The following is a 24,692-nucleotide window of genomic DNA, read 5'->3' as shown; positions in this document are numbered from 1 at the left end:
ACCATTCCTACCGGAACTAATTGGTCATCAGAGACAGATCGTGCTGGGTAAACATTCAGGATGTCGGGCAGTAAAAGCCAAACTGGATGAATGCGGGATCGCGGTTAGTAAAGATGAACTGTGCAAGATCGTGGGAAAGGTAAAGGAAAAAAGGGAAGAAGGGAAATACATCAATGATAAAGTTTTCAATGAAATTGTACGCTCAGTCCGAGGGCCATTTGAGTTCTAAATCACGGAAGCTGCGATAACTCTTAAATTAAAGAGGAATGAATTAAATATTTTTACCCAGATTAACGGTGTTTTAGTTATGAATATCACTGAAAAAATACTTGCCAGAGCTTCTGGAGCAAAAGAAGTTCAACCCGGAGAGATCATTGAAGTAGAGGTTGATCTGGCCATGAGCCACGATGGAACCTCCCCGCCTACCATTAACACCTTCAACAAGATTGCCGACCAGGTCTGGGATCCAGATAAAATCGTCATGGTCTACGACCACAACCTACCGGCTAATACTATGGGTTCTGCTGAATTCCAGAGAGTGACCAGGGATTTCGCCAGGACACAGGGAATTAAAAATCTGTACACTCATGGAGAAGGAATATGCCACCAGGTACTCCCGGAAGAGGGTTTCATCAAGCCAGGTATGGTAGTGGTGGGTGCTGATTCTCACACTTGTACTTACGGAGCCTTTGGAGCCTTTGCCACGGGTATGGGTGCCACTGATGTGGCTGTGGTCTACGCAACCGGTAAAACCTGGTTCATGGTTCCCGGAGCATTCCAGATTGAAGTTGATGGAATTTTAGGGGAACATGTTACTGCCAAAGACCTGATTCTCCATATAATAGGGAGTATAGGTTCCTACGGTGCCACCTACAAGACCCTGGAATTCTGTGGCAGTACAGTTCAGGATATGGATGTGGCGGGCAGAATGACCATGTGTAATATGGCGGTGGAATCCGGGGCGAAAAATGGGATAATGGAACCCAACCAGTCTGTTTTAAAGTATTTAAAGGAGCGAAATGTGGAAAATTTCCAGATATTCACTTCGGATCCTGATTCTGTCTACGAAAAATCACTGCACTTCCCGGTGGATGACCTTGAACCTCAGGTCGCCTGTCCCCATAATGTGGATAATGTCCACCCTGTTTCCCATGTTTCTGGAGAATCAATTGACCAGGCCTTCATTGGTTCCTGTACCAATGGTCGGCTGGAAGACCTGCGCATGGCTGCTCAGGTACTGGAAAATAAAAAAGTTCATCCAGATGTTAGACTCATCGTGTCACCGGCTTCTCGCCGAATCTATCAGGCAGCAATAGCTGAAGGGATCATTGAAACATTCCTGGATGCTGGAGCCATTATCATTAACCCCGGATGTGGGCCCTGTTTAGGAGCCCATATGGGTGTTTTAACTGCCGGAGAGGTGTGCATCTCCACTACTAACCGTAACTTCGTGGGACGTATGGGAGATCCCCTATCTGAGGTGTACCTGGCTAACCCGGCAGTGGTGGCTTACTCTGCTATTCACGGTGAAATAAGAAACCCCGGTGAATAAAAATGGACCCTAAAATATTTGAAGGAATAAAACAGATTGAAGACGAGTTAGGAAATCTTTCTAGTGCACAGAAGATACTTCTGGCCACGGATGGATCAGTAACCACCATTCTGGACGTGCTCAAGGGACATGTTAGTATAAGGACACTGGTTCAGGAATTCCGGGAAGCAGATGAGGAAGCTGCCTCTCTCCTGGATATTGAGGTGGGGGACACCATCAACTACCGGGTGGTGGTTATTGAGGGCCAGGAACCCCTGATATATGCCATTTCCATGATACCCCTGGAAAGATTAGATAATGATTTTAAAGAGGATTTAATCCGGGCGGATATTCCAATTGGTCGCATCCTCCGTAAACACGACATTGAATCCCGCAGGGAGATAAAATCAGTTTCACTGGAAGAACCAGAGCCAGAAATGGTGGATATCTTCCACACCAACACCCGGATGTTAAGGAGGACCTACAACATAATCCACAAAAACCAGATACTGGTGTGGTTAATGGAAACCTTCCCCCATACCCTGTTTGAAGATTAAATTCCCTTTTTATTAATCCCCAAATAAACATCCCCCGAATAATCAAGGAGAACCATTAAAATACCATGTGGATTTAAATATTCTTCATTAAAAAATAATATTAAATAAATTCCTACTGTTGTTTATTTCCCAATTATAATTTTAGACCTTATTGGAGAGCGCATACTATGGGAGTGAAGTTCAAGGATATTGTATCTTCCGAAGAAATCAGGTTTGAGGATCTTAATGGTAAAGTGGTGGCTCTGGACGCAGCGAATGTTATTTACCAGTTTCTTTCCAGTATTCGCCAGCTAGACGGCACCCCTCTCAAAGACCAGAACGGGCGAGTGACCTCGCATTTTAGTGGAATACTGTATCGTACATCTTCCCTGGTAGAAAAGGGAATGAAACCGGTTTATGTTTTTGACGGGCGGTCCAGTGCTCTTAAAAAGGAGACTCAACAGAAAAGGAAAGAGATCAAAGAGGAATCAGAACGCAGATGGAAAGAAGCTCTGGAAGAAGGGCGTTTGGATGATGCCCGAAAATTTGCGGTGAGATCTTCACGCATGTCTCCCGAAATCGTGGAAGGGTCCAAAAAGCTTCTTAAACTCATGGGAATCCCTTATATCCAGGCTAAAGGGGAAGGAGAAGCCCAGGCCTCTTATATGGTGGAACGTGGTGATGCTTGGTGTGTGGCCTCCCAGGATTACGATTGTATTTTATTCGGAGCTTCCCGCATGGTTAAGAACCTGACCATCAGTGGGGGCCAGGCCTCTCCAGAACTCATCCAGCTGAATAAGATCCTGAAAAATCTGGATGTAACCCGCCAGCAACTGGTGGATCTGGCCATAATGGTAGGTACAGATTTCAACCAGGGAATCAAAGGTATTGGGGCAAAGAAGGGTTTGAAACTCATTAAAAAACACGGCGACATATATCATGCCCTGGAACACTTGGATGTGGAGCTGGATGTTGATCCGGATATTTTACGGGATATGTTCCTCAACCATGAAGTTGAATCCCACTACCAGTTGAAATGGCAGAAGGCCAATCCAGAAGAAATTGTGGAGTTCTTATGCCGAGAACATGATTTTTCCGAAGACAGGGTATTGACTGCCGTGGACAAACTGAAAAAACTGGAAACCACCCAGAGCAGCCTGGAACAGTGGTTCTAGATAATTTTATTTTTAAGGGTTGGGGATTATTATTTTAAGAGTTAAGGATTATTATTTATTTTTGAGGGTCAAAGGATCAGATCCCCTGCAAAAAAGGACAGATTAAATCCCTTACAGTAAAGTAGACCCTCTAAAAGGGAGGATAATTCCCGAAAAACTCCTGAGCATACCTGCTGGCCCTTTCCACCTGGGAAGGGTAATTCTTTCTCATCTTTTTTTCCACCTCATCCCGGCTACTGGAGCCAGCCATGATCCTTAAAACATCCAGGTAAACATTTAAAGAATCTTTTGAAGGATTACATGGCATTTCCAGGGTGATACAAACATCGTTTCTGGTAAAAAGAGTCGTTCTGATGTTGGGAGAGGCCGAACCTATCAGTACACCTTCACCCAGATCTATAAGGGGTGGAACTCCTTGTTCATTCCATCTTTCCGGAGAAGTCAGTTTATGGTAGTTTTCTTTCCTATAACAATGTGCTTCCACGTATATCTGGGGGTTGTAGTGGTTAATCAGGTACAGGACTTCCTTACCTACCTTGGATTCATAGTACCGGGGATCGAGGGTGCTCCGGTAGGGACTGGTATCACAGTTGTGGATCACCAGTTTACCTTCATCCACGTCACTGTCCTGGATCTTTTGAAGGGCATTTAGGGTACTTAAACCTTCCTTGCCGTGCACTCCTCCAATGAAAAGCCGGTTGATTCCTTCCTCTTTGTCGATGATTTTAAAATAGGTCATTTAGCATCACTCGATTGAGTTAATCCCCTATATAACGGTGATTAATTTAAATTTGGGCTGTTTTACAACACCAGAATGAACTATATTCCTTAAAAATCAGAAATGCACCTTCCAACTGTTTTATCTGTCGGAGATTTAAATCATAATCCTCCTGCTTTACCACTTCAGTTATTAATTTATCCAGGTCCTGATAACTCTTTAAATCAGTTTCCATGGCTCTCTTTTTAATTTCCACGAAAGCGGGATGGAAATTCTCAGTATACTCTTTAAAATAATCATCCAGTTGCTGGACCTGCCTGGGGTAAATTTGACCCAGTTTTTGCAGGATCTCTCTGCGGTTGCTGGAGCTGGCAATTATCTCCATGATCCTCTGACAGCTTTTTAATGCTTCTTTCGATGGGTTGCAGGGGATTTCCAGGACAAATGGGAAATCATTAAGAGCAAAAAATACTGAACGAATCAGGGGAGAAACAGAACCCATCAACACTCCATTTTCAAGTTCCACCAGGCCAGGAACTCCGAAAAAATCCTTTCTGTCTCCTTTGGTGAGTTTAAAATAACTATCTGGATGGTAACAGTGCAGTTCTAGGAATATATCTGGTTTATTCTCCTGAATGATGCTTACCAGCTTGCTACCTGCAAGAGAAAGATAATAAAGGGGATCCAGGGTGCTCAGGTAGGGACTGGGAGGGAAATTGTAGAGTGCCCAGCGTCCTTCCGGGACACTAATATCTTTAGCAACCTCAATGACTTTAATAGTGCTCGAACCCTCTTGGCCATGTATTCCACCCACCAACAGGCGGGAAGTTCCGCCTTTACCACCAGTTTCCCACGAATAGGTCGTTTCCATTACGTTCCCTTGCCCCTGGTTATTTTTTTAAGTTGTGATTCAATTTCGTCATTTATTTAAAAAAAGAATTATACAAAAAATAGGTGAAAACCGGTTAGGTTCCGTGTTCCCATCCTTCCAGATATTCAACCTGTTTTTCGGTTAAATCATCGATTTCGATGCCCATTGCTTTTAATTTAAGTCTGGCCACCCTCATGTCTGCTTCATCTGGAGTTTTGTGAACTCCAATTTCCATAGGGGTGTTTACCAGCTGTTCAGCAGATAAGGCCTGCATGGCGAAGCTCAGGTCCATGATCTCAGCAGGGTGACCCTGTCCTCTTTCACCAGCCAGGTTAACCAGCCTTCCATCGGCCAGGAGATATAATCTGCGACCATCATCCATGACAAATTCATCGATGTCGGGTTTCATCTTTTTCTGCGCTATTGCCATCTGGTCCAGGTCTTCACGGTTTATCTCCACGTTGAAGTGGCCGGAGTTGGCCATTATACAGCCATTCTTCATTACCTTAAAGTCATCACCAGAGACAATATCCACGTTTCCTGTGGCCGTAACCAGGATGTCAGCGTGTTTAACTGCTTCGTGTACTGTCATGACCCGGTAACCGTCCATTCGCGCTTCCAATGCCCTTATAGGATCAACTTCAGTTACAATTACATTGGCCCCCAGTCCCTGGGCGCGCATGGCTATTCCTCGACCGCACCATCCGTATCCACATACCACCACGTTTTTTCCGGCTATGAGGATGTTGGTGGATCCCATTATGGAGTCAAAGGTTGATTGTCCGGTTCCGTAGCGGTTGTCAAAGAGGTACTTGGTGTAGGCGTCGTTTACTGCTATCACCGGAAATTCCAGGGCACCATCGGCGTGCATGGACTTTAACCGGTGAATTCCAGTGGTGGTTTCTTCACAGGCTCCCTTGATCTTGTCCAGAACATCCCTTCTTTTTTTGTGGATCATGAATATCATGTCTGCTCCGTCATCAATGATGATGTCGGGCTCATGATCCAGTACCATGTTGATGGTCTGGTAGTACTCCTCATTGGTCTGTTCCCTCCAGCCATACATGTTAAGACCCAGACTGGCACCAGCGGCCGTGGCATCATCCTGGGTTGAGAGCGGGTTGCATCCGGTCATTGCCACTTCTGCCCCTCCGGCCTGGAGTGTTAAACCCAGGTTGATGGTTTTGGGTTCCAGGTGCAGGCAAGAACCTATGGTGATTCCCTCAAAGGGTTTTTCTTCTTCGAAACGTTTTTTAATGGTTTCCAGTACTGGCATGTGTCTCTGGACCCATTCAATCTTCTTTCTACCCTGAGGGGCTAAATCCATACTTTTTACTTTATAAGGCATTGTATCACCGTTAAATCATATTCAATGAATAATTCATAAAATATATTACCAATTATAGATGTTAATTCTCCATTCTTATATAATAAGTCTCCCGGTTAAATGATAATTTCATCTATAAATAAAGAACAAAACGAATTCTAAACAATGCCAATAATGATATTAATTAAAATTAAAAAGAATTCCGGACTGAACAAAGAATAAATATGAAAATAAGGATATTTGAGTTAAATACAGGGTAAATAAAAAAAAATAGAGAAGATCCGGTGGATGAAGATCTTCTCTTTTAGGACTCCGCTATCTCCTTAGTGGTACTGCACCATGTCCACCTTTTCCTCGGTTTTGACCTTTTTCATGGCCTTTTTGAAGGCTTCCATATTGACTTTTTCGGCCTTAAGGTCTTCCCTGAGGGTTAACATGACTGCTTCCCTGCAGACTGCTTCAATATCTGCACCGACGTATTTTGCAGTGTTTTTAGCCAGGTAATCCAGGTCCACATCATCAGCCAGGGGCATGTCCTTGGTGTGTACTTTGAATATTTCCAGTCGGGCCTTCTCATCAGGGTCATCCACCTTTACGTGCCGGTCAAATCGGCCTGGCCGAAGTAGTGCCGGGTCCATGATGTCCACCCGGTTGGTGGCGGCAATGACTGCCACGTCCTGTAACTCTTCTAATCCATCGATTTCTGTGAGTAACTGGTTTACCACCCTTTGGGTGACTCCACTGTCAGTGCTGGAGCCAGACCGGGCTGAGGCTATGCTGTCTATTTCGTCGAAGAATATGACGGTGGGTGCAGTTTGCCTGGCCTTGCGGAATACTTCCCTTACACCTTTTTCTGATTCTCCCACCCATTTGGAGAGTAATTCTGGTCCTTTGACTGCTATGAAGTTGGCCTGACTTTCGTTGGCCACAGCCTTGGCCAGTAAGGTTTTACCAGTACCTGGTGGTCCGTATATCAGTACACCTTTGGGTGGTGTGACTCCGAATTTGTCGAAACTTTCCGGATACTTTAAAGGCCATTCCACTGCTTCCCTTAGTTCCTGTTTGGCGTTTTCCAGGCCACCAATATCCTCCCATTTAATATCCGGCACCTGTACCAGGACTTCGCGGAGCGCAGATGGCTGGATTTCTTTTAAAGCTTCTTTGAAGTCTGATTTCTTGATGATCATCTTTTTAAGGGTTTCTGGGGGTATTTCCTCATCGGCTTTGATATCCGGCAGTACTCTACGTAGAACCCTCATTGCTGCTTCTTTACAGAGCATTTCCAGGTCTGCTCCCACGAAACCATGGGTAGTGTCGGCTATTTCATCAAGATCCACCTTGTCATCCAGGGGCATTCCCCGGGTGTGTATCTGAAGGACTTCCTGGCGTCCGTCCTTGTCTGGTACTCCTATTTCTATTTCCCGGTCAAATCTTCCACCACGGCGCAGGGCAGGATCCAGAGCATCCGGTCGGTTAGTGGCACCTATTACCACCACTTGGCCTCTACTTTTAAGTCCATCCATTAAAGTTAGTAGCTGGGCAACCACACGTCGTTCTGTTTCTCCGGAGACTTCTTCCCTTTTGGGAGCTATGGCATCTATTTCATCTATGAATACAATGGATGGGGCGTTTTCTTCTGCTTCTTCGAAGAATTCCCGTAATTTTTCTTCGGATCCACCCACGTATTTGCTCATGATCTCCGGACCCTGTATGGCAATGAAGTGGGCGTCACTTTCGTTAGCCACGGCCTTGGCCAGCAGGGTTTTACCCGTACCTGGCGGTCCATGCATTAAAACTCCTTTGGGTGGTGATATTCCCAGTCTTTCGAAGAGTTCCGGTCGTTTCAGGGGTATTTCAATCATTTCCCTGACTTTCTTCACTTCTTCCTTAAGGCCACCTATGTCTTCGTAGGTGACATCTACCAGGGTTTTCACTCCTTCCAGTTTGGACACGTCCACTGGTTCGGTTTGAACTTCAACATCAGTCATTTCTGTGATCTTAACGGTTCCGGCTGGTTTGGTGGTTACCACTGCCAGTTTCAGTTCTCCCATGGGGCTGACATCAGACATGGTATCACGGAAGAACTCATCAAACAGGCTTCCCCGCATGGTGCTCTGTTGTTGTCGGATTCCCGTTACAATGATGTCTCCTTTAGATAGCACTCGGCCACGGAAGGCTCCTCTTACATCGCCCCGGATCATGACTTTTTGATCCACCGGGGCCAGCACCACTTTCTGTGCTTCTTTAACTTCTGCCTTTCGTACCGTGACTTCTTCTCCCAGGGATGTTCCGGCATTTTTTCGGATGTACCCATCGATCCTTATAATGCCCAACCCAATGTCAGATTGGGAGGAGGCCACAGTGGTGGCAGTGAGCTTTCGACCTTCAATTTCAATCATGTCTCCGTCGAGAAGATCGAGCTTTCCCATGCATGCCGGGTCTATACGAGCAATTGATCTACCAACGTCTGCCTGTGAAAAGGCTTCTGCTACTTTCAATTTCATTTCTTCGTTTTTAATGATAAATCCCCCTATAAATTCTTTTATATTTATAATGAAAGTAAAAAAAATCTTTATAATTCAATATAAATTCTATTTGTATTTAGTTAACTTATGTTACTTTAACATTGTGGGTTCTACTATATAAAGGTTGCGGTGGATCGGAACTTATGAATGGAAGGAAAAAGGAAGAAAAAAAGAATATCCTCTTATAAGATCAGATATCCATTACCATGCTGCCAGTATCATGGCGGTGACTATCACTATAAAGCCTACTGCTAATATAGGTACGGTAACCATGTCCAATCTTCGAGCCAGGTCTTTTTCTCCCTGATTATGATAGTGTATGGATATAGCGGACTCCACTAAACACATGGCCACTACGAAAAAGGCCAGAGAAGCCACGTAATGTCCCACGGTTATAACTCCCGTGGGGACCATATTGGTAATTAAAACCATGTTGGTTATTAGCACGAACATGGAAGCTCCCTCCATGGAAAAACGCCCCTGGAATGACATGATAAAAAGGGAGGATAAGGCCGCCAATACAGCGATGAACATACCAATGAGTGATACAAATAAGACAGTGTTGTCTTCCCGGGATAACAGTATACCAGTTCTTAACTGGGAGAACACTCCACTGGAAACCGTGGGATCTCCCATGGTTGAGTTATAACTGAATGGCTTTTCAGTCATGTTAAATGAATTAACCCCATAACCGGGAACATTAACATTGTCACCTACGGAAGACCCTTCTTTATCAGGTACAAAGATCAACTTGTCCCTTTGATCAGCCGTGTCCTGGATAACAATGGTTAAAAACTGATCGTCTACTGGGAAGCGGTTCATGTCGAATTTTTTGGTGATGGTAGCGGCAACCTTGTATAAGGCATAATTTTCATCACCCACAGTTCCATTCTTGATGAGTTGAATATCTTTGTCGGATACCGTCCCATCAATCACCTGGAAACTATCACCCGGATTTAAATCTCCCTTCCATTTAAACCATATATAAAAATCAACTGTCCACAGATTGTCCTTTATATTAAGGGATTTAATTCGATTCACATAAAGGCCCACTGTAACCTTTTCCGCTGCTGCTGGATCCTGATAATCCTCAGCAGTTAATCCACTTTCCACCACATCCGGATTGATGGCTTCTCCAATATTCACAAAGTCCTGTGCTGTGTTCTGATAGGTAACCCAGATCAGTGTTCCCCCCACCGTAGCCAAAATAACAATCAATATTATAATCCATCCACGTACCAGACCAATATCCTTTAAGGAGTCTTTAAGATTAGAAGGTTTGCGGTTATCCTTAATAGTAATCACCCACGCACACTCAGTACTTCTAATATAGAATTAATGGTTATAATATTTTTTTATCGGCAAATTTTATTAACTAAAAAAAGATTTATTTCCAAAAGAGTCTATGAACTTAAAACTTCAGCCCTTGCCCCAATTTACCTGATTTTACCACCGAATGTGGTTAATATACTTTCCACTTCCGTTCTAAGTCCAGAATCAACAACCTGATAGGTGAGGGTAATGCTTATCCATCCTTCAGGTATCTGTTGACCCTGATAAACATCTATAACCTTAGCTTGAACCACACCCTCAATTTTTTCAATATTTTGGGCAATCAAGTCCGGTTTAGAGTTTTCTGGAAATGTAACCGAAACATCAAAGGTTTTTAAAGGAATGTTATCTATTTTCCACTGCCTAATTTCCTCTGCACTTAAAACCTCCACATTAGAAAGTTTAAGACGGGTAATTTTATTGTTCTCCTTCAACCTTACAAAATCCGGGTTTAATTCTTCCAGGATCCCAATGTGTATTTTCTGGGAGTACATATGCCTCAGACCCACTTCTTGCCCCATGGATTCTTTTAAGTGAGTTACCTCAGCATTGAGGGCAGATATTGCCTTATCCGATCTTCCGAGGGCTGCTTCCAGATCATCCAGATGCTTGGCTGCTGAACTCATTGCTTTTACAAAACCCTCCTGATTCTCCTCATCGATCATTGATTTAAGATGAGTGAATGTTTCCAGAAAGGTCTCATGAACTTCCGGAATGTATCGATTCTGAGTTTGGATTGAATAGTAAAGGTAGGGGTTTTGAGCCACGATCCGGGCTATCATATCCAACATGAGACTGTAAACTGGGCTGGAAAACTTACGTGACTCTTTAATATCCACTTCCATCTTTTCAATGGTGCTGGCTATGGCAATGTAGGCAAAATGAGTTAAACCCTGTACAATACTCATCATCCGGTCGTGAAATTCAGGGGTGGTTTCCAGGATACGTGCTTGTTCTGATTTTAAAAATTCCACCACTCGAGGATACCAGTTCCCCCTGTTTTGAGGGGTGAGGACTATGACCTGTCCCTCCAGTGACCTTATCCGGGGGCCAAACATAGGGTGGGTGGGAAGTACTTCCACTCCGGCCGGAACTGTTTCCTGCATGATCTGGGCGGGTAATTCCTTAACTGAGGTCACATCCACCAACAACGCCCCCTCCTGGAGATAAGGGGCTACTTCTTTTATGGTTTGGGGTGTGAATTCAATGGGGACAGCCACTATAACCACCTGTGCGCTGGATGCTGCTTGGGTATTGCTGGAGGTGTAGTATACTCCCATTTTAGTGGCTATGGCTTCTCCCAGAAGAGTGTTTCTGCCAGTGATGGTAACCTGGCATCCTTTGTTTTTAAGAAAGTTAGCAATCCAGTTTCCCAGTCCACGGGTTCCGCCAATAACCGCTACTTGCATAGGGTTATCTATTAAATAGGAGGGATATTAAATTTTTCATATTTCCTGGAATTGGAGGGATCTTCCCCTAATATTTTAGGGATGCTAGATTTCCAGTGTTCCTACCTTCTCCTTTTCTGCACTTCCCGCCATGGAATCCAGGGTCTCCATAAATTCCATGAGCCGTGATTCCTGCATGACCTCTAAAAACCTTTCTAACTGGATTTTTTGTTGTATAAATATACCTCTACGTTTTATAGGGCGACCAAACTCATCCAATGGGTTTATTTCTACCATTATGCTTTCCTGATCCCCCCGGGTAGGTGCCTTTATCAGAAAAACACCCTCAATGGATGTGGGGACCCTTTGCCACGGTTTTACATTTTCCAGGGTTTCTTTTATCTTGTTTTTTAGCCGGTTGTCCATTTAATCACCACCCCTGAATATGTAATACCTTTTATATATAAGTTATGATTAAAAGTAAAAAACTTATGAGTTAAGTACCAGAAAATTAGGATGTAAAGAAAAGATTTAAACCTAAAATAAGAAAATATAGGGTAATCCACATCATAAAAAATTATTTTACGTAAAAATTTAGGAAATTCATCACCATAAGTTATAGAGGATATTAAAAAATGCGCATAGTTCATCAAGATGCCAAAAGAGGAATTATCGAACTATTTCCAGAAACTCTGGATGATCTCTGGCACCTTTCTCACATTATAGAACCAGGAGATCTGGTTTCATCGCGAACCACCCGCCGTATACAGGATACCACTGGAGAACGCCTGCGCAGTGACCGCGGTATTAAAAAAACATTTTTCATGGGCATAAGGGTGGAGAGTATTAACTTCCATAAGTATACCGGGAAACTACGAGCTAAAGGAGTTATTGAGAAGGGACCGGAAGACCTGGTTTCCCTGGGCTCACATCACACCCTGGATTTGAAGCTCAACAACTCGGTGAAGATACAGAAGGAAAGATGGTCACGATGGCACCGGAAAAGGATCAAAGAAGCCATAGAAGCCTCTAAAATTCCAAAGGCACTGGTGGTGGTAATTGAGGACGATAATGCAGATATGGGTATCCTCCGCCAGTACGGGGTGGAATATTACGGACCAATAATTGGAGGGATCTCCGGGAAGAGAATGGTACAGAAAAACCGGCAACAGGTTATTAACAATTTTTACGAGGAAATTGTGAGCACCATTAAAAAGTTTGAGGGAATTGAAGGAATGGTCATTGCCGGGCCTGGGTTCGGTAAAAATGACTTTTATCAATTTATAAGCCAGAAATATCCGGATATTACCCGTATTTCCCGGCTGGAAAGCACCGGGGCCGGAGGAAGGTCCGGGATCCATGAGGTGTTGCAGAAGGGTATTCTGGAAGAGATGGCCACCGAGGGCCGTATAGCCCAGGAAATACGGATGATGGCCCGGGTTCTGGAAGAGATTGGGAAAGGTTCCCACCTGGTGACCTACGGGAAAAAAGAAGTTAAAACTGCCGCCGAAGCTGGTGCCATAGAGGAATTGCTGGTTATCGATGAATTACTGCGAGAAGAAGATGTGGAGAAGATCATGGATCTGGCTGAAAACCTGGGGGGAAAGGTCATGGTTTTAAGCAGCGAACATGATGGTGGGAAGCAGTTAAGTGCTTTAGGCGGGTTAGCAGCCTTATTAAGGTATGCATTGAAATAAAAATAATAAACAACAAAAAGGTAGTTAAATGAACATTGGAGTAAATTCAAGCCTAACCCTGTTGATAATAGCCTTCTTTCTCTCACTTATTTTAACCCCCTTCTTCCAGAAGCTATTCACTTGGATAGGTGGCAACCTTTACACACCTATACGAGGAGGAACTCCCCGTGCTGTGGGAATAGCCCCCCTGATAGTTCTTTTATTATTTTTCCCACCCCCAGGGAACTATTTAATAGGATTAATTGGTTTTTTTGCCTTTATAGATGATTTAATTGGTAGAAAAAGGATTAAGGGACTTCCATTTGAGCTGGGTCAACTTTCAAGAGGCGTAGGGATGATTCTGGTCATGGTGATCGGATATTTTTTCTTTGGCCCGGTTTCTATCCTCATTGCCCTGATGGTCCAGCCCCTGAACATTGCCGACATGCAACCGGGAACTGCGACCTCCACCGTGATAGTAATGAGTACCCTAATGACCATTCTACTCTACCTTACCACTGGAAATCCTTATTCCCTGGCACTGATTATACTGGCCGTAGTTCTGGGATACTCCCCACTTGATTATCAGGGAAAGATAATGATGGGCGAAGTGGGTAATCATTCCTTTGCCGTGGGTTTAGGAATACTTTACACCCTACTGGGAATCAATGTAGCCCATTTCCATGGATGGGGAAGCTTAGGAGTATTTTTAGTAGTACTGGTTCTCCTATTAATTACTTCCTTCCTTATAGCATTCTTAAGACGTGACAACCTTAAAAACTTCCTGGAAAATAATCTGCAAATCCAAAATCCCGGATTTGGGGATTTACTTATGGATGTCCTGACTGGAGGAGGTTTAGGGGATCTTTTGCGTGGAATTATACTTAAACAAAGGCAGATAACAGTAAAACATAATTTATTAATTATTTTGGGTTTAAGAAGGCTTTTCTATAATCCCCACACCACTTGAGCCTTAATGAAATTTTAGATTTATCCCCCTTTATTTAATTTAATTTTAGGCACAATCTAAGAAATAGTTCATAGAATTCCCTTTTTTTAATATTTTGAACCATTAATAATTTTTATTCAATTAGGTGAATCCTAAGTCCGGTTGAACTATCTTATGATGATTTATCCCATGTTCTTTATCTGTAAAAGGTAATATTCAGTATAAATCATACGTTTTATAAAAATCCTCTGGTTAATATGTGATAATCGTCACAATAAATAAATTTAGAAAGGTTTAATTATATGTGAACAAAATTACAATTGGAGAGCAATAGTAATTAATAACTATACTTCTCCAATGTCTGAATAACGAAGTAATCTACACGTTAAATTTAACGTGAACAAAGAAGGAGGTGAAAAATTGGACAAAAAAATTAGTTTACTTCTTTTAGTAATGGTATTTTCACTGGCAGCTATCGGAACTGTTTCTGCGGCAGATGGATCAACTGAGGGATCATCACTCACAACTGTTTTGAATGATTCCAATAATGGCTCTTCCGCAACTTTACCTGACCCCAGATTGTACGATGAAAATGGAAATCTGGTTGGTTCCTATACCACGATCCAAGAAGCCTACAGTAACGCTGCAACTGGTACCAGCACCCAGATGTATACCATTGAACTGGAAGAAAACGGAGTATTCACACTAACCGACTTTACAATCGCCAAAAACCTCAATTTCACCGTGGCGAACGGTGGAACCGCAACTATACAGGGTTCTAACAATAGACTGGTCTACATTGCACCAGGTTACACCGTGTACTTCTACAACATCACTTTCCAAAATGGTCATGCTTCTGATGGAACCACCCTACATCCTGACGGATACAATGGTGGAGCAATCTACAATGAAGGTACACTGTACCTTACCGACTGTGTCCTAAGAAATAACCAGGCTGGAGATGGTGGTGCCTGGGATTATGGAGGTATTGGTGGTAACGGTGGAGCAATCTACAACACCGGAACTGCAACCATAACCGACTGTGAGATCTACAATAACCGGGCCGGAGATGGGACTGATGGAGTTCCTATCACTCATTCCAATGGTTTCCAGGGAGGTAACGGTGGAGCAATCTACAGTACCGGAATCCTCAACATTGTAAATAGCGAAATCTACAACAATCGCGCCGGTAACGGGGGGGATGGTGTAATACTGGGTGATGGTGGTAACGGAGGAGACGGTGGAGCAATCTACAACACCGGAACCATGACCATAACCGACGATAGTGAAATTCATAACAACTTCGCTGGTGACGCTGGTGCAGGTGGTTACCAGGTGATCATTGGAGGGACCGGTGGTTTAGGTGGAAACGGTGGAGCAATCTACAACACCGGAACTGCAACCATAACCGACTCCCATATCAATTCCAACACCGCTGGTAACGGTGGTAGTGGAGCTGACGGAAGTGATGGTGGATTACTAAGTAATGGTTACACCGGACACAATGGAGGTACTGGTGGTTCTGGTGGAGCAATCTACAACACCAACCACCTGGAAATCTACGGAACCGAAATTTCCAACAATGAAGCTGGTAACGGTGGAGAAGGTGGAAACGGCGGTAATTCCGGTGAACTAGGAACAGAACCATTCACTGGTGGAAACGGTGGCCAAGGAGGTGCCGGTGGAAACGGTGGTGGAGTCTTCAATTCCAACTATCTACTCCTCAATGAATCCACAGTAACTTCCAACCGAAGTGGAAACGGAGGTACTGGTGGAAACGGAGGTCAGGGTAGTGACCGATGGAGATATTGGTGGATTTATCACTGGATATACGTTCCTTCCGGTAACGGTGGAAACGGTGGCACTGGTGGAAACTCCGGTTCTGGAGCCGGTATCTACCACAGCGGAACCTACCTGGAAGTTACCAGTAACAACCTGACTGACAACCACATGGGCACTCCAGCTAACGGAGGAACCGGAGGTTTAAAAGGGTCAGGAGATGGTGGTGTTAATGGAAACGCCGGTACTATTGGAAATAATGGTACAGGTGGTGCAATTTACGCCGCAACTGCAGTTACCTCATCCGTAAACTACAATCGGATCCTGAACAACACCTTACCGGATATTGCCAGTTACAATGGAATAAGTGTTAACGCTGAAAACAACTGGTGGGGTACTAACTTTGAAAACAGCAGCCCATCTGCTGCAGGAAGAGTATCCTCCGGAGTGGACGCTAATCCCTGGGTAATACTACGCTTAATTGTACCTAACCCCATCTACAATGGTATACCTGTACAGATTATAGGTGACCTTACCCTGAACAGTGATGGTAACCCCGTAGGGGGATACATCCCTAATGGTGTTGAAGCTATTTTCACGGCAACCAGAGGAACTGTTAACACACCACAGAATACCCTAAATGGTCAAGCACCAACAAATTACTCGCCAACGTCTTCCGGAATGGCCACATTCACTGTAACCGTGGATGATCAGACTGTAACCGTTAATCAAAATGTAGAACCGCGGGCAGTTTTAGATTTCACCAAATCAGTGTCTGACAGCACTCCGAACTATGGCGATCTGATTCACTTCATAATAACGGTGCAAAACAGTGGTCCGGATGTAACTGATGTAAGTATCCATGATCTCTTACCAGAAGGCCTGGTTTACCAGTCCCACACACTCAATGCGGGAGAATATGATCCCACCACTGGATTGTGGATTATAAATGGTTTATCCAGTTCCACTGGTGGAGTTTATCTGGACATCTTAGCCCTGGTCAACGCAACTGGATTCTTTAACAACACGGCTACACTGACCCAGTCAGTTTATCCCCAGGATGAAGTTAACCGGAGCGCCACCCTGAATGTGGATCCGGCATCCATGGTCTCTGTGGACATAACTGACAACACCGTGAACCATCAGGCTGATGTGGGCGATAATGTAACCTACATCATAACCGTACACAATGCTGGTCCAGATAACGCCACCAACGTGGTTTTAACCAGCGTGTTACCCGCCGGTCTAGACTTTGTATCAGCCAGTGATGGTGGAATCTACGACCCACTGACCCGGACCATAACCTGGGCTGCATTCAACCTTAACTACGGTGCACCGGATGTTATCCGGACCTTCGTAGCCACGGTAAACGCAGAAATGGCTGGTGTGCCTGCAGGCATAGTTAACACTGCCAACGCAACTTACACCGAATACCCATCCACTGCCAATGGTACCAACACCGCTATTTACGTGCCCCTGGCTAGTCTTTACATAAACAGCTGGGCCAGTAAAAACAACCCCGTTGTGGGTGAAAACATAACCCTCACCTTCAAGGTGGGTAACAATGGACCAGACACTGCCCGGAATGTGGTATTTACTTTACCTATTCCAGCAGGTATGGAGTACGTGGATGTGCTCTTTGTGGACCAGGGAACAGTTACCTACGACCCACTAACCCGGACCATAACCTGGACACTGGGAGATGTGGTGGTAGGAGATCCTACCTTACAGATTAGGGTTAAAGTACTCAGTGCAGGAAACTTTGTTTTCACACCAAGACTTACCACGGATACCTACGACCTCAGCATTCACATCCAGAGCATAACTGTAAATGCCCAGGAAGACCCAGTAGTGGTAAATGGCGCAACTAACACCATTGGTATGCAAAATACCGGAGCACCAATAGCACAGTTATTATTAGCCGTGTTAATGGTTTTAGGTGGATTGTTCGTGTCAAAACGCCGATAAAAAAAGACAATTGGGATATGAAAATATCCCCTTACCTATTTTTTTGATTTAATTAGTTCTGTTTTTGATTTAATGAGTTAATATTCCAGTAATTACCTTAACATACTTATCTTAAGATTTACCTTTTCAAAAGAAAATTGAAATAAAGAAAATTAAAAATAAAAAAAAATAAAGGGTCTGAATTACTTCTTACCTCGTTTCAGGGACCATACAGCCAGGCCCAGGAACAGTACGGCGAATATTACCAGGGCAGCTAGATCAGGCATATTTTTTCTAGGCCCCAACCTTTGAGCATCACTGCCCGGCAGGCATCCACGGCATAAGTGGGAGGTACCAAGTAAGAAAATGGCCTTAACCATTCAGGTATCGCCTGTATTGGCCAGAATACTCCTGAAAGTAGGAATGCAGGCAGCACCACAAAGGGGAAAAATTGTATAGCCTGTTCTGGCCGTTTAGCCAGGCTGGATAGGAGTATTCCCAGTGCCTGGCAGGTGACAGCCAGTATAGCAACTGCCAAGAAAGCCAGGAGCACGTTTCCCACCACTATTATATTAAATACCACCAGGGCAATCACCAGGAGTATTGTTACTTGTATAACACCCAGGGTACCAAAGGTAATGGCGTAACCCGTCACCACTTCGCCCTCAGTAACCGGGCTGGCCAGTACACGTTCCAGGGTGCCGCTGGTTCTCTCCCCCACAAAGGTGATGAGGGTTAAGATGGTGGTGAGGAGGTAAACCACGAAGGCCAGAATCCCCGGTACAAAGAAATCAATGAACTCAGCATCCTGACCATAAATGGGTTCAGAGGTAACTTTAAGTGGTGAATTCACTCCTTCCTCCGACATGGTTTCGGTAAGGGCATCACTGACTGATTTGAGTATGGCATTTTTAATGTTGGGAATGGTGTCATCACCCTGAATTATGATCTCGGCACTGCTTCCCGCTGATGCATTTTTGGTGGCCATAATGGCGTTCTGGGTGAAATTCTCCGGGAATATGATCACCGCTGATGTCTTACCATCCATCACCTGCTGACGGGCCTGTTCCACATTATCCATGGTCTGGATATTCAAGACCTTGGTGTCCAGGTGGGAAATTATGGTCTGGGAGAGGTAGGTGGTGTTTCCCAGAGGTGGGGTGTATCCCTGATCCTGGTTGACAATTACCACATTCACATCCTCCACATCACCACTGAAGGCCAGTCCAAAGACGCACATGGCAAATATGGGGGCCAGAAACAGCATGGCCAGGCTGCGCTTGTCATTGACCACGTCACGGAATACACGGCGGCTAACCGCCATTATACGATAAAATTTCATTTTAACACCCATCCCCTGATTTTTTATCACTCCGGGAGAACACCAGGAAGGCATCCTCCAGGGAATCTGTTCTACTTTCTTCCAGGAGTTTTGAGGGTGTGTCCTCGGCTATGAGGTGACCGTGCTGCATGAAGCCTATGCGGTCACAGTTACGGGCTTCATCCATGTAATGAGTGGTGAGGAGGATAGTTACCCCTTTCTGGCGTAACTGGTAGAAGTAGTTCCAGAAGGATACCCTCAGCTCGGGATCAACCCCTACGGTGGGTTCATCCAGAAACAGTAGTTCCGGCTGGTGTATGAGGGTGCAGGCTAAGGAAACCCGGTGTTTCATCCCTCCACTGAGGTTCTCCACCATTTCATGTTTCCAGTCCTCCAGGGCCACGAATTTTAAAAGTTCATCCTCTCTTTTTTCCATTTCCTCCTTATCCAAGTTGAACACCCGTCCGTAGAATTTGAGGTTCTGATCCACAGTAAGTCCCATGTAAACACCAGTTTCCTGGGGCATGTACCCTATACTGGAGACTACATTTCCATCTGGTATCTCTTCTCCCAGAACCCGGGCTTTTCCACGGGTAGAATGTAGAATGCTGCACAGCATTTTAATGAGGGTGGTTTTTCCCGCACCATTGGGGCCTAAAAGGCCATATATTTCTCCTTTTTTCACCTTCAGATCCAGATGGTTAACTGCGGTGAAGTTTCCATACTGTTTGCTGAGCCCCCTTGTTTCTATGGCCAGTTCACTTTGTTGATTCATATTTTCCTCCCTTACCCAAATTTTAGATTATTAGAATGTTATGCAGGTTGTAAAACTATTTAGAGTGTTATCCTGCGTTTAGTGATCTTACTTAGCCAACTTTTATATGTTTTGTCACTAAAGTAGTATAAAATGAAACAATAGTTTAATAATCAATCTCAGGTGAAATCCATGGTGGTAAGTAGAGAAACACTGGAAGCATTGCAGAATTTAGGACTCACTGACTATGAAACAAGGACTTATGTGGCTTTAAATTCCTTAATATCTGGAACTGCAACTGAGATCAGCCAGGCATCACAGGTCCCTCGATCCAGAATCTACAGTATCCTTAAAAGCCTGGCCAGTAAGGGTTTCCTGGAAATAGGGAAGGGAAAACCCCTGTGCTTCACGGTGGTCCCTCCCCACGAAATTTTTGAGAAGAATAGAAATGAAATGAAGATGAAAATGGAACGTGCTGAGGCCGAATTGAACGTGATCTACGAAAATCAGATCCCTCAGGTTCCTGCTCCCATCTGGATTATCCACGGGCCAGATAAGATAGTGAAAAAGGAACTGGAAATCATTTCCCGGGCTAAAGAATCCTTATTCATAATGGGTGGGCTCATGTTTCCGGATGAGCCTCTGAAACTTAAAGAACCCCTTCAAAAAACCTTTAACAGAGGGGTTAACACCAGGATACTGACTTCACCGGCCTGCAAGACCGATGATGTGGAAGTTTCCACCATGAAGATACTGGAGGAATTACCAGTGGATATCAAGTTTTTCCCAGTTCCCTACATAAAACTGGTAGTTAGGGATAGACAGGAGATGTTGATAGCTTTCTGCAAGTTATCGGGAGATGTGGCCCTTTCTAGTACTGCCATAGGTATATGGAACCAGTATGCCGAGTTTGTAGATACCATAACCGGGATCTATGATTTCATATGGAACATGGACTTTTTCAGCCAGGCTTTCCATCACCAAAGGTCTTTAAATGATAAATAGGGGTAGTATTATCTAGGATGAAAAAAAATAAAAATTTATAAATCAGGGGACAAATTTACTGAGAATTATATCCTAAAAATCCCAACCTAAATTAAAATCTGAAATGTATAAAATCTTCTCATAAGTTTAAAATAATAGTAAAATGGTTTTTTAAATGAAAGCACTGTTTGTAGTTACTGGAAGAGGAATTGGCGGGGATGCAGTTACCGCCCTTAATATAGCCCGTGCTCTTGAAAAGTACGATGTTGATTGTGAATTTGCACTGGATCACAGTGCACCGGGTTTACTGTTGAAAAAACATAACCTGACCTGGCACCGGATCAGCATTCCCCAAGCCGGAGGCCACGCTGCCACCAAAAAAACACTGGCCAAAGCTGCGGTTAAAACATCCAAAGCAGCATTAGAAGCAGCCCGCCTCGTAAGAAAAGTACATCCCCACATAGTAGTAGGCGTGATTGGAGGAGGAGCAGTGGTAGGATGTTTAGGAGCCAAGATGGCGGGAGTTCCTTCAGTGGGTATTCTAATAACCCCTACCGATGCCAAGGTGTGTACTAAAATAACCACTACGGTGGCTCTTCCCGAATCCAACCTTTTCCAGATGGACTTAAATGATAAAAACATTCATAAAGCTTATTCCCCAGTGGACTCCACCATAGTAGTGGGAGATAGGGAAAAAGCACTGGAATTACTACCCCCAGAATTTGATGAAACCCGCCCCACCATTCTCTTATCCTCAGGCTCCACATTGTTTGAAAAAATGGTCCAAGGTGCAGCAGCACTGGGTAAAAGTGGTATTGATGCCAATATCCTGGTGGTTGGAGCACCCCTAGAAGAAGAATTCCGGGACCTCCTTAAAGATGATAACATCATATACCTGGAGTACATTGACTGGATCCAGGACCTCTATAAAGTGGTGGATCTGGCTGTGCTCACCGATGATGGTATGATGATCCAGGAAGCTATCGCCTGCCAGTTACCTATCATCGCTCTTTTAGGAGTTAAATACGGACGGTATCATAATCTAGCCGAGATTTTTAAGGGCGCAGTACTGGAAAGCCAGCTGGAAGACATAGTCTCCGTTACCAGGGAGGCGTTTAATAGACTGGATGAACTGAAGGAAAACGCTCTTAAATACAGTGCAGATGTTTTGAATGCTTCCGATAACATAGCTCGCATTATATACGATAAAATGAAAAATGAATGAACATTTAATATAGTTTTGATTCTATCCATATTTTGACAGAAAATGGAGTAATTTATAAATGGCATCAGTTGAAGGATGAGTTTCAATAAAATCATCAAAATCTGCGGTTTTATAACCATCTTTCACCATCTTGGCCAGGTAAGGAATGCTGGTGCGAGAAGCCGGAGAAATTGACGATACCCTAGTTATTTCACTGGTTTCAAGGTCTGATGATATTTTGGTGAACCCAGTTTCCCCATCCAGAGCATGCCAAAATGATCCAGGACCGGCAGAACCGCGGATACGAACATCGAATTCATCCTCTGATTGTTCTGCACCGGAGTCTATAAAACTGACTGGATAGTACAGGGTTATGGATTGAGGTATCAGATGGTAGTCCATGGTAGCTGATACGTCACAGGCGTTCCTGGCTGCAACCACCCCTTCCCTACGGGCCACCGGAGTGTTACCCACAGTGCCCACCACATCTCCTGCTGCGTAAATTGAAGGATTACTGGTTTTCATCTGTTCATTGACCATGATTTCTTTTTTAGAACCGATTTCTACCATACCCTCTGCTATTTCCGAATTGGGAGTCATGCCTGTGGCCAGAAATACCTTCCCTTCCACAGGACCCTGGGATGTTGATGCTCCTTCTGGTGTTATTTCCTGTACCTGCACATTTTCCTGAATTTGGACACCCGGGAGAAGGTGTTTTACAATGTAATCCCTAAATTCCGGATCAATGTTGCTTAAAAACTGGTTACGGCATAGGATTTTAACTTTACTGCCCAGTGAGGAAAATATACTGGCAAATTCGGTGGCAATCACTCCACTCCCCACTATGTTAAGATTTGGGGGAATTTCTTTCCAGTCCAGAACATTTTTATAGGTTGAAGCGTGTTCCACACCAGAAACTGGAGGTATAAACGGCCGGGAGCCACTGGCGATTAAAAGTTTGTCATAGGGGTAATCATCTCCATTAACTTCCACCATCCCTTCCTTAATGGTGGCTTCGCCCATTACCAATTCTACCCCGGTTTGCTGAGTTTCGTGTTTTAAAATATTTGCTATTTTCCCGGTGATCTGTTTTATCCCCCGGGTCACTTCCGAGTAATCAATGGAGTGTTTCTGGGAGATTATACCGAGTTTCTGGTAATTTTTCGAGTCCTCGTAAAATCGTACCACATCGTTGAAGCCGCAAACCACCATACACCCCTCGTGGAGACAGGTTCCCCCTACATGTTCCTTTTCAATCAGGGTGACTTCTGCATCCAGTTGTGCTGCTTCCATTGCTGCGCTGCGACCGGCTGGTCCTCCTCCAATAATTAACATTTTCATTTTCTAAACCCCTAGAGATACTGTTTTAAAATTATTTTTTGAAAGTGAACATTCCCAAGATATTTATATGGTGATGATTATCTATAAATAACTGAAATTATTCCCGGTATTGTAAAGAGTACTGGGTTTAATACTATTCCCTGAAGATTCAATCCCAATTAAAAATAACTGTATTAACTATTTAAATAAATTTAAAAGGTGAAAATTGTGTGTATAGCAGCACCAGCCCAGATAGTGGAAATTAAAGATAATGTGGCTACTGTAGATTTTGGTGGAGTAAGACAACAGGCTAAGCTGGACTTAGTCAGTGATGTTGACGTTGGCCGTTACGTTCTGGTTCATTCCGGATATGCAATAGAAGTTTTATCCGATCAAGAGGCTCAGGAATCCCTGGAAGCTTGGGATGAGCTTTTAAAAATTATGGATGAAGAAGGCACCGAAAAAGAAAACAATCAGTAGATGATTCATCCTTAAATCATCTTCTATTCTAATTTTAATTTTTATTAACTCTTATCTTATTTTAATTTTAATGGGTATTGATTTCAATGGATACCTAATTTTTAAAAGAATATCTACTCTTAAGGATCTCGGTAAAATGGGATCGGTAAAGGGATCTCTTAATAAATTGACACCCTTTTAACCCCCGGTATGTCCAGAAACTTCTGGATCATTTCCCCCTTAACTGGTTTTTCCGTGATTATGGTTAATTTAGGGTTTTCTTCCAGTTCAGGGTCTCCAGCATGGGCCTGTCTGATGCTTATATTCTCCTGTGATATTAACTGGGTGGCTTTGGCCAGTATGCCCGGTGTGCCTGCCTGTGCTTCCACTTCAACCACTCCAAAACCAAGATCACTGGCCACATTTTTCAGGAGTGCTCCGGCCGGGAATATATTGGCAAATATGGATGCCAGTTCCGGATCTTCCATTATAACCTCCACTGTGGAGCGGATGGACCTGCGGTCAACACCAGTTCCCCGGGCAAGGGCCACATCACTTATCTCTACATCACCACAGTAGATCTTCCCATTCGGACCTACCCTAAGTCCTAACTCCACGATTTTTCGGGCCACTCCCATTCTAGCAGGGAATTTCTCGAATTTATGTTTAATACGGTCCCACATTAACTAATCACCTTGCCATTTTGCGCCCTTACCTTATTATTACAGATCAAACTACTTACATCCCTTTTCAATTTCTGGATAGATAGCCCTAAATCCATGACAGCAACTTTATTCATGATTTGGCATTGCCCATATAATTAGTTTTATGTACATATTTGTACACTAAAGATTTAAATAGTACTATAAAGTATAACAATGACAGAAGAAAGGTGA

Annotated in this window: 21 protein-coding genes (1 of these 21 cut by a window edge); 10 read left to right on the top strand and 11 right to left on the bottom strand. The window is 43.9% G+C overall.

Translation table 11 applies throughout. The features are described from left to right. The 4 genes from QC759_RS08930 to fen all read left to right on the top strand — a co-directional run. A protein-coding gene (locus QC759_RS08930) for a homocitrate synthase family protein (protein ID WP_048071872.1) crosses the window boundary here: on the top strand, window positions 1-229 show its 3' portion. 947 nt of this gene lie to the left of the window's left edge; the window shows 229 of its 1,176 coding nt (coding positions 948-1,176); the start codon falls outside the window, past its left edge; it ends in the stop codon at window positions 227-229. Between the two features lie 78 nt (window positions 230-307). Further along, complete coding sequence (hacA, locus tag QC759_RS08925; protein WP_048071873.1) at window positions 308-1,552, top strand: homoaconitase large subunit; 1,245 nt, start codon at window positions 308-310, stop codon at window positions 1,550-1,552. A gap of 2 nt (window positions 1,553-1,554) precedes the next feature. Continuing rightward, window positions 1,555-2,088, top strand: coding sequence for a chorismate lyase (locus QC759_RS08920; RefSeq protein ID WP_048071874.1), 534 nt, complete (start codon window positions 1,555-1,557; stop codon window positions 2,086-2,088). Window positions 2,089-2,255: 167 nt separating this feature from the next. Continuing rightward, on the top strand, window positions 2,256-3,242 hold the full coding sequence (gene fen, locus QC759_RS08915) for a flap endonuclease-1 (protein ID WP_048071875.1): 987 nt from the start codon (window positions 2,256-2,258) through the stop codon (window positions 3,240-3,242). A 130-nt stretch (window positions 3,243-3,372) separates the two neighbouring features. Here fen and QC759_RS08910 read toward each other — a convergent pair whose 3' ends face one another. The 7 genes from QC759_RS08910 to QC759_RS08880 form a co-directional block, all read right to left on the bottom strand. Further along, entirely contained in the window at window positions 3,373-3,981 is a 609-nt protein-coding gene (locus QC759_RS08910) for a DUF2119 domain-containing protein (protein ID WP_048071876.1), read from the bottom strand. 46 nt (window positions 3,982-4,027) lie between these two features. Continuing rightward, complete coding sequence (locus tag QC759_RS08905) at window positions 4,028-4,831, bottom strand: DUF2119 domain-containing protein (RefSeq protein ID WP_048071877.1); 804 nt, start codon at window positions 4,829-4,831, stop codon at window positions 4,028-4,030. 94 nt (window positions 4,832-4,925) lie between these two features. Next, window positions 4,926-6,179 (bottom strand): adenosylhomocysteinase, encoded by a 1,254-nt coding sequence (gene ahcY, locus QC759_RS08900; protein ID WP_048071878.1) that lies wholly within the window; start codon window positions 6,177-6,179, stop codon window positions 4,926-4,928. 302 nt (window positions 6,180-6,481) lie between these two features. After that, entirely contained in the window at window positions 6,482-8,677 is a 2,196-nt protein-coding gene (locus QC759_RS08895; RefSeq protein ID WP_144405505.1) for a CDC48 family AAA ATPase, read from the bottom strand. Between the two features lie 207 nt (window positions 8,678-8,884). Continuing rightward, window positions 8,885-9,988, bottom strand: coding sequence for a ligand-gated ion channel (locus QC759_RS08890; RefSeq protein WP_048071880.1), 1,104 nt, complete (start codon window positions 9,986-9,988; stop codon window positions 8,885-8,887). Between the two features lie 131 nt (window positions 9,989-10,119). Continuing rightward, window positions 10,120-11,424, bottom strand: coding sequence for a prephenate dehydrogenase (locus QC759_RS08885; RefSeq protein WP_048071881.1), 1,305 nt, complete (start codon window positions 11,422-11,424; stop codon window positions 10,120-10,122). A gap of 84 nt (window positions 11,425-11,508) precedes the next feature. Continuing rightward, a complete protein-coding gene (locus tag QC759_RS08880) occupies window positions 11,509-11,829 on the bottom strand; it encodes a hypothetical protein (protein ID WP_048071882.1) in 321 nt (106 codons plus the stop codon). Window positions 11,830-12,038: 209 nt separating this feature from the next. On the opposite strand from QC759_RS08880, the gene QC759_RS08875 reads away from it, so the two are divergent. From QC759_RS08875 to QC759_RS08865, 3 genes are all read left to right on the top strand, one after another. Next, complete coding sequence (locus QC759_RS08875) at window positions 12,039-13,100, top strand: mRNA surveillance protein pelota (protein ID WP_048071883.1); 1,062 nt, start codon at window positions 12,039-12,041, stop codon at window positions 13,098-13,100. Between the two features lie 28 nt (window positions 13,101-13,128). Next, window positions 13,129-14,049 (top strand): cell wall biosynthesis protein, encoded by a 921-nt coding sequence (locus tag QC759_RS08870; RefSeq protein ID WP_048071884.1) that lies wholly within the window; start codon window positions 13,129-13,131, stop codon window positions 14,047-14,049. 399 nt (window positions 14,050-14,448) lie between these two features. Continuing rightward, window positions 14,449-17,775 carry a DUF11 domain-containing protein gene (locus QC759_RS08865; RefSeq protein ID WP_048071885.1) on the top strand — a complete coding sequence of 1,109 codons (3,327 nt, stop codon included), beginning with the start codon at window positions 14,449-14,451 and terminating at the stop codon, window positions 17,773-17,775. Window positions 17,776-18,028: 253 nt separating this feature from the next. On the opposite strand, the gene QC759_RS08860 is transcribed toward QC759_RS08865, so the two are convergent. Both QC759_RS08860 and QC759_RS08855 read right to left on the bottom strand, forming a co-directional pair. Further along, window positions 18,029-19,096, bottom strand: a complete 1,068-nt coding sequence (locus tag QC759_RS08860; protein ID WP_279845572.1) for an ABC transporter permease — start codon at window positions 19,094-19,096, stop codon at window positions 18,029-18,031. Between the two features lies 1 nt (window position 19,097). After that, on the bottom strand, window positions 19,098-19,850 hold the full coding sequence (locus QC759_RS08855; protein ID WP_048071886.1) for an ABC transporter ATP-binding protein: 753 nt from the start codon (window positions 19,848-19,850) through the stop codon (window positions 19,098-19,100). A gap of 171 nt (window positions 19,851-20,021) precedes the next feature. Between QC759_RS08855 and QC759_RS08850 the strand changes: the two genes are divergently transcribed. Both QC759_RS08850 and QC759_RS08845 read left to right on the top strand, forming a co-directional pair. After that, on the top strand, window positions 20,022-20,834 hold the full coding sequence (locus QC759_RS08850; RefSeq protein WP_048071887.1) for a TrmB family transcriptional regulator: 813 nt from the start codon (window positions 20,022-20,024) through the stop codon (window positions 20,832-20,834). Between the two features lie 154 nt (window positions 20,835-20,988). Beyond that, window positions 20,989-22,038, top strand: a complete 1,050-nt coding sequence (locus tag QC759_RS08845) for a glycosyltransferase (protein ID WP_048071888.1) — start codon at window positions 20,989-20,991, stop codon at window positions 22,036-22,038. 21 nt (window positions 22,039-22,059) lie between these two features. Here the strand turns inward: QC759_RS08845 and QC759_RS08840 are convergent, their stop codons facing one another. Beyond that, window positions 22,060-23,358, bottom strand: a complete 1,299-nt coding sequence (locus QC759_RS08840; protein WP_048071889.1) for an FAD-dependent oxidoreductase — start codon at window positions 23,356-23,358, stop codon at window positions 22,060-22,062. Between the two features lie 207 nt (window positions 23,359-23,565). Here QC759_RS08840 and QC759_RS08835 point away from each other — a divergent pair, with 207 nt between their 5' ends. Then, entirely contained in the window at window positions 23,566-23,817 is a 252-nt protein-coding gene (locus QC759_RS08835) for a HypC/HybG/HupF family hydrogenase formation chaperone (RefSeq protein WP_048071890.1), read from the top strand. Between the two features lie 158 nt (window positions 23,818-23,975). On the opposite strand, the gene trpY is transcribed toward QC759_RS08835, so the two are convergent. After that, complete coding sequence (trpY, locus tag QC759_RS08830) at window positions 23,976-24,479, bottom strand: TrpY family transcription regulator (RefSeq protein ID WP_048071891.1); 504 nt, start codon at window positions 24,477-24,479, stop codon at window positions 23,976-23,978. Window positions 24,480-24,692: the final 213 nt, after the last annotated feature.

This window comes from Methanobacterium formicicum, assembly GCF_029848115.1.
GTDB classification, from domain to species: domain Archaea; phylum Methanobacteriota; class Methanobacteria; order Methanobacteriales; family Methanobacteriaceae; genus Methanobacterium; species Methanobacterium formicicum.
Note: the sequence above shows the minus strand (reverse complement) of the source record. Positions and strands in the feature narration are given on the sequence as shown.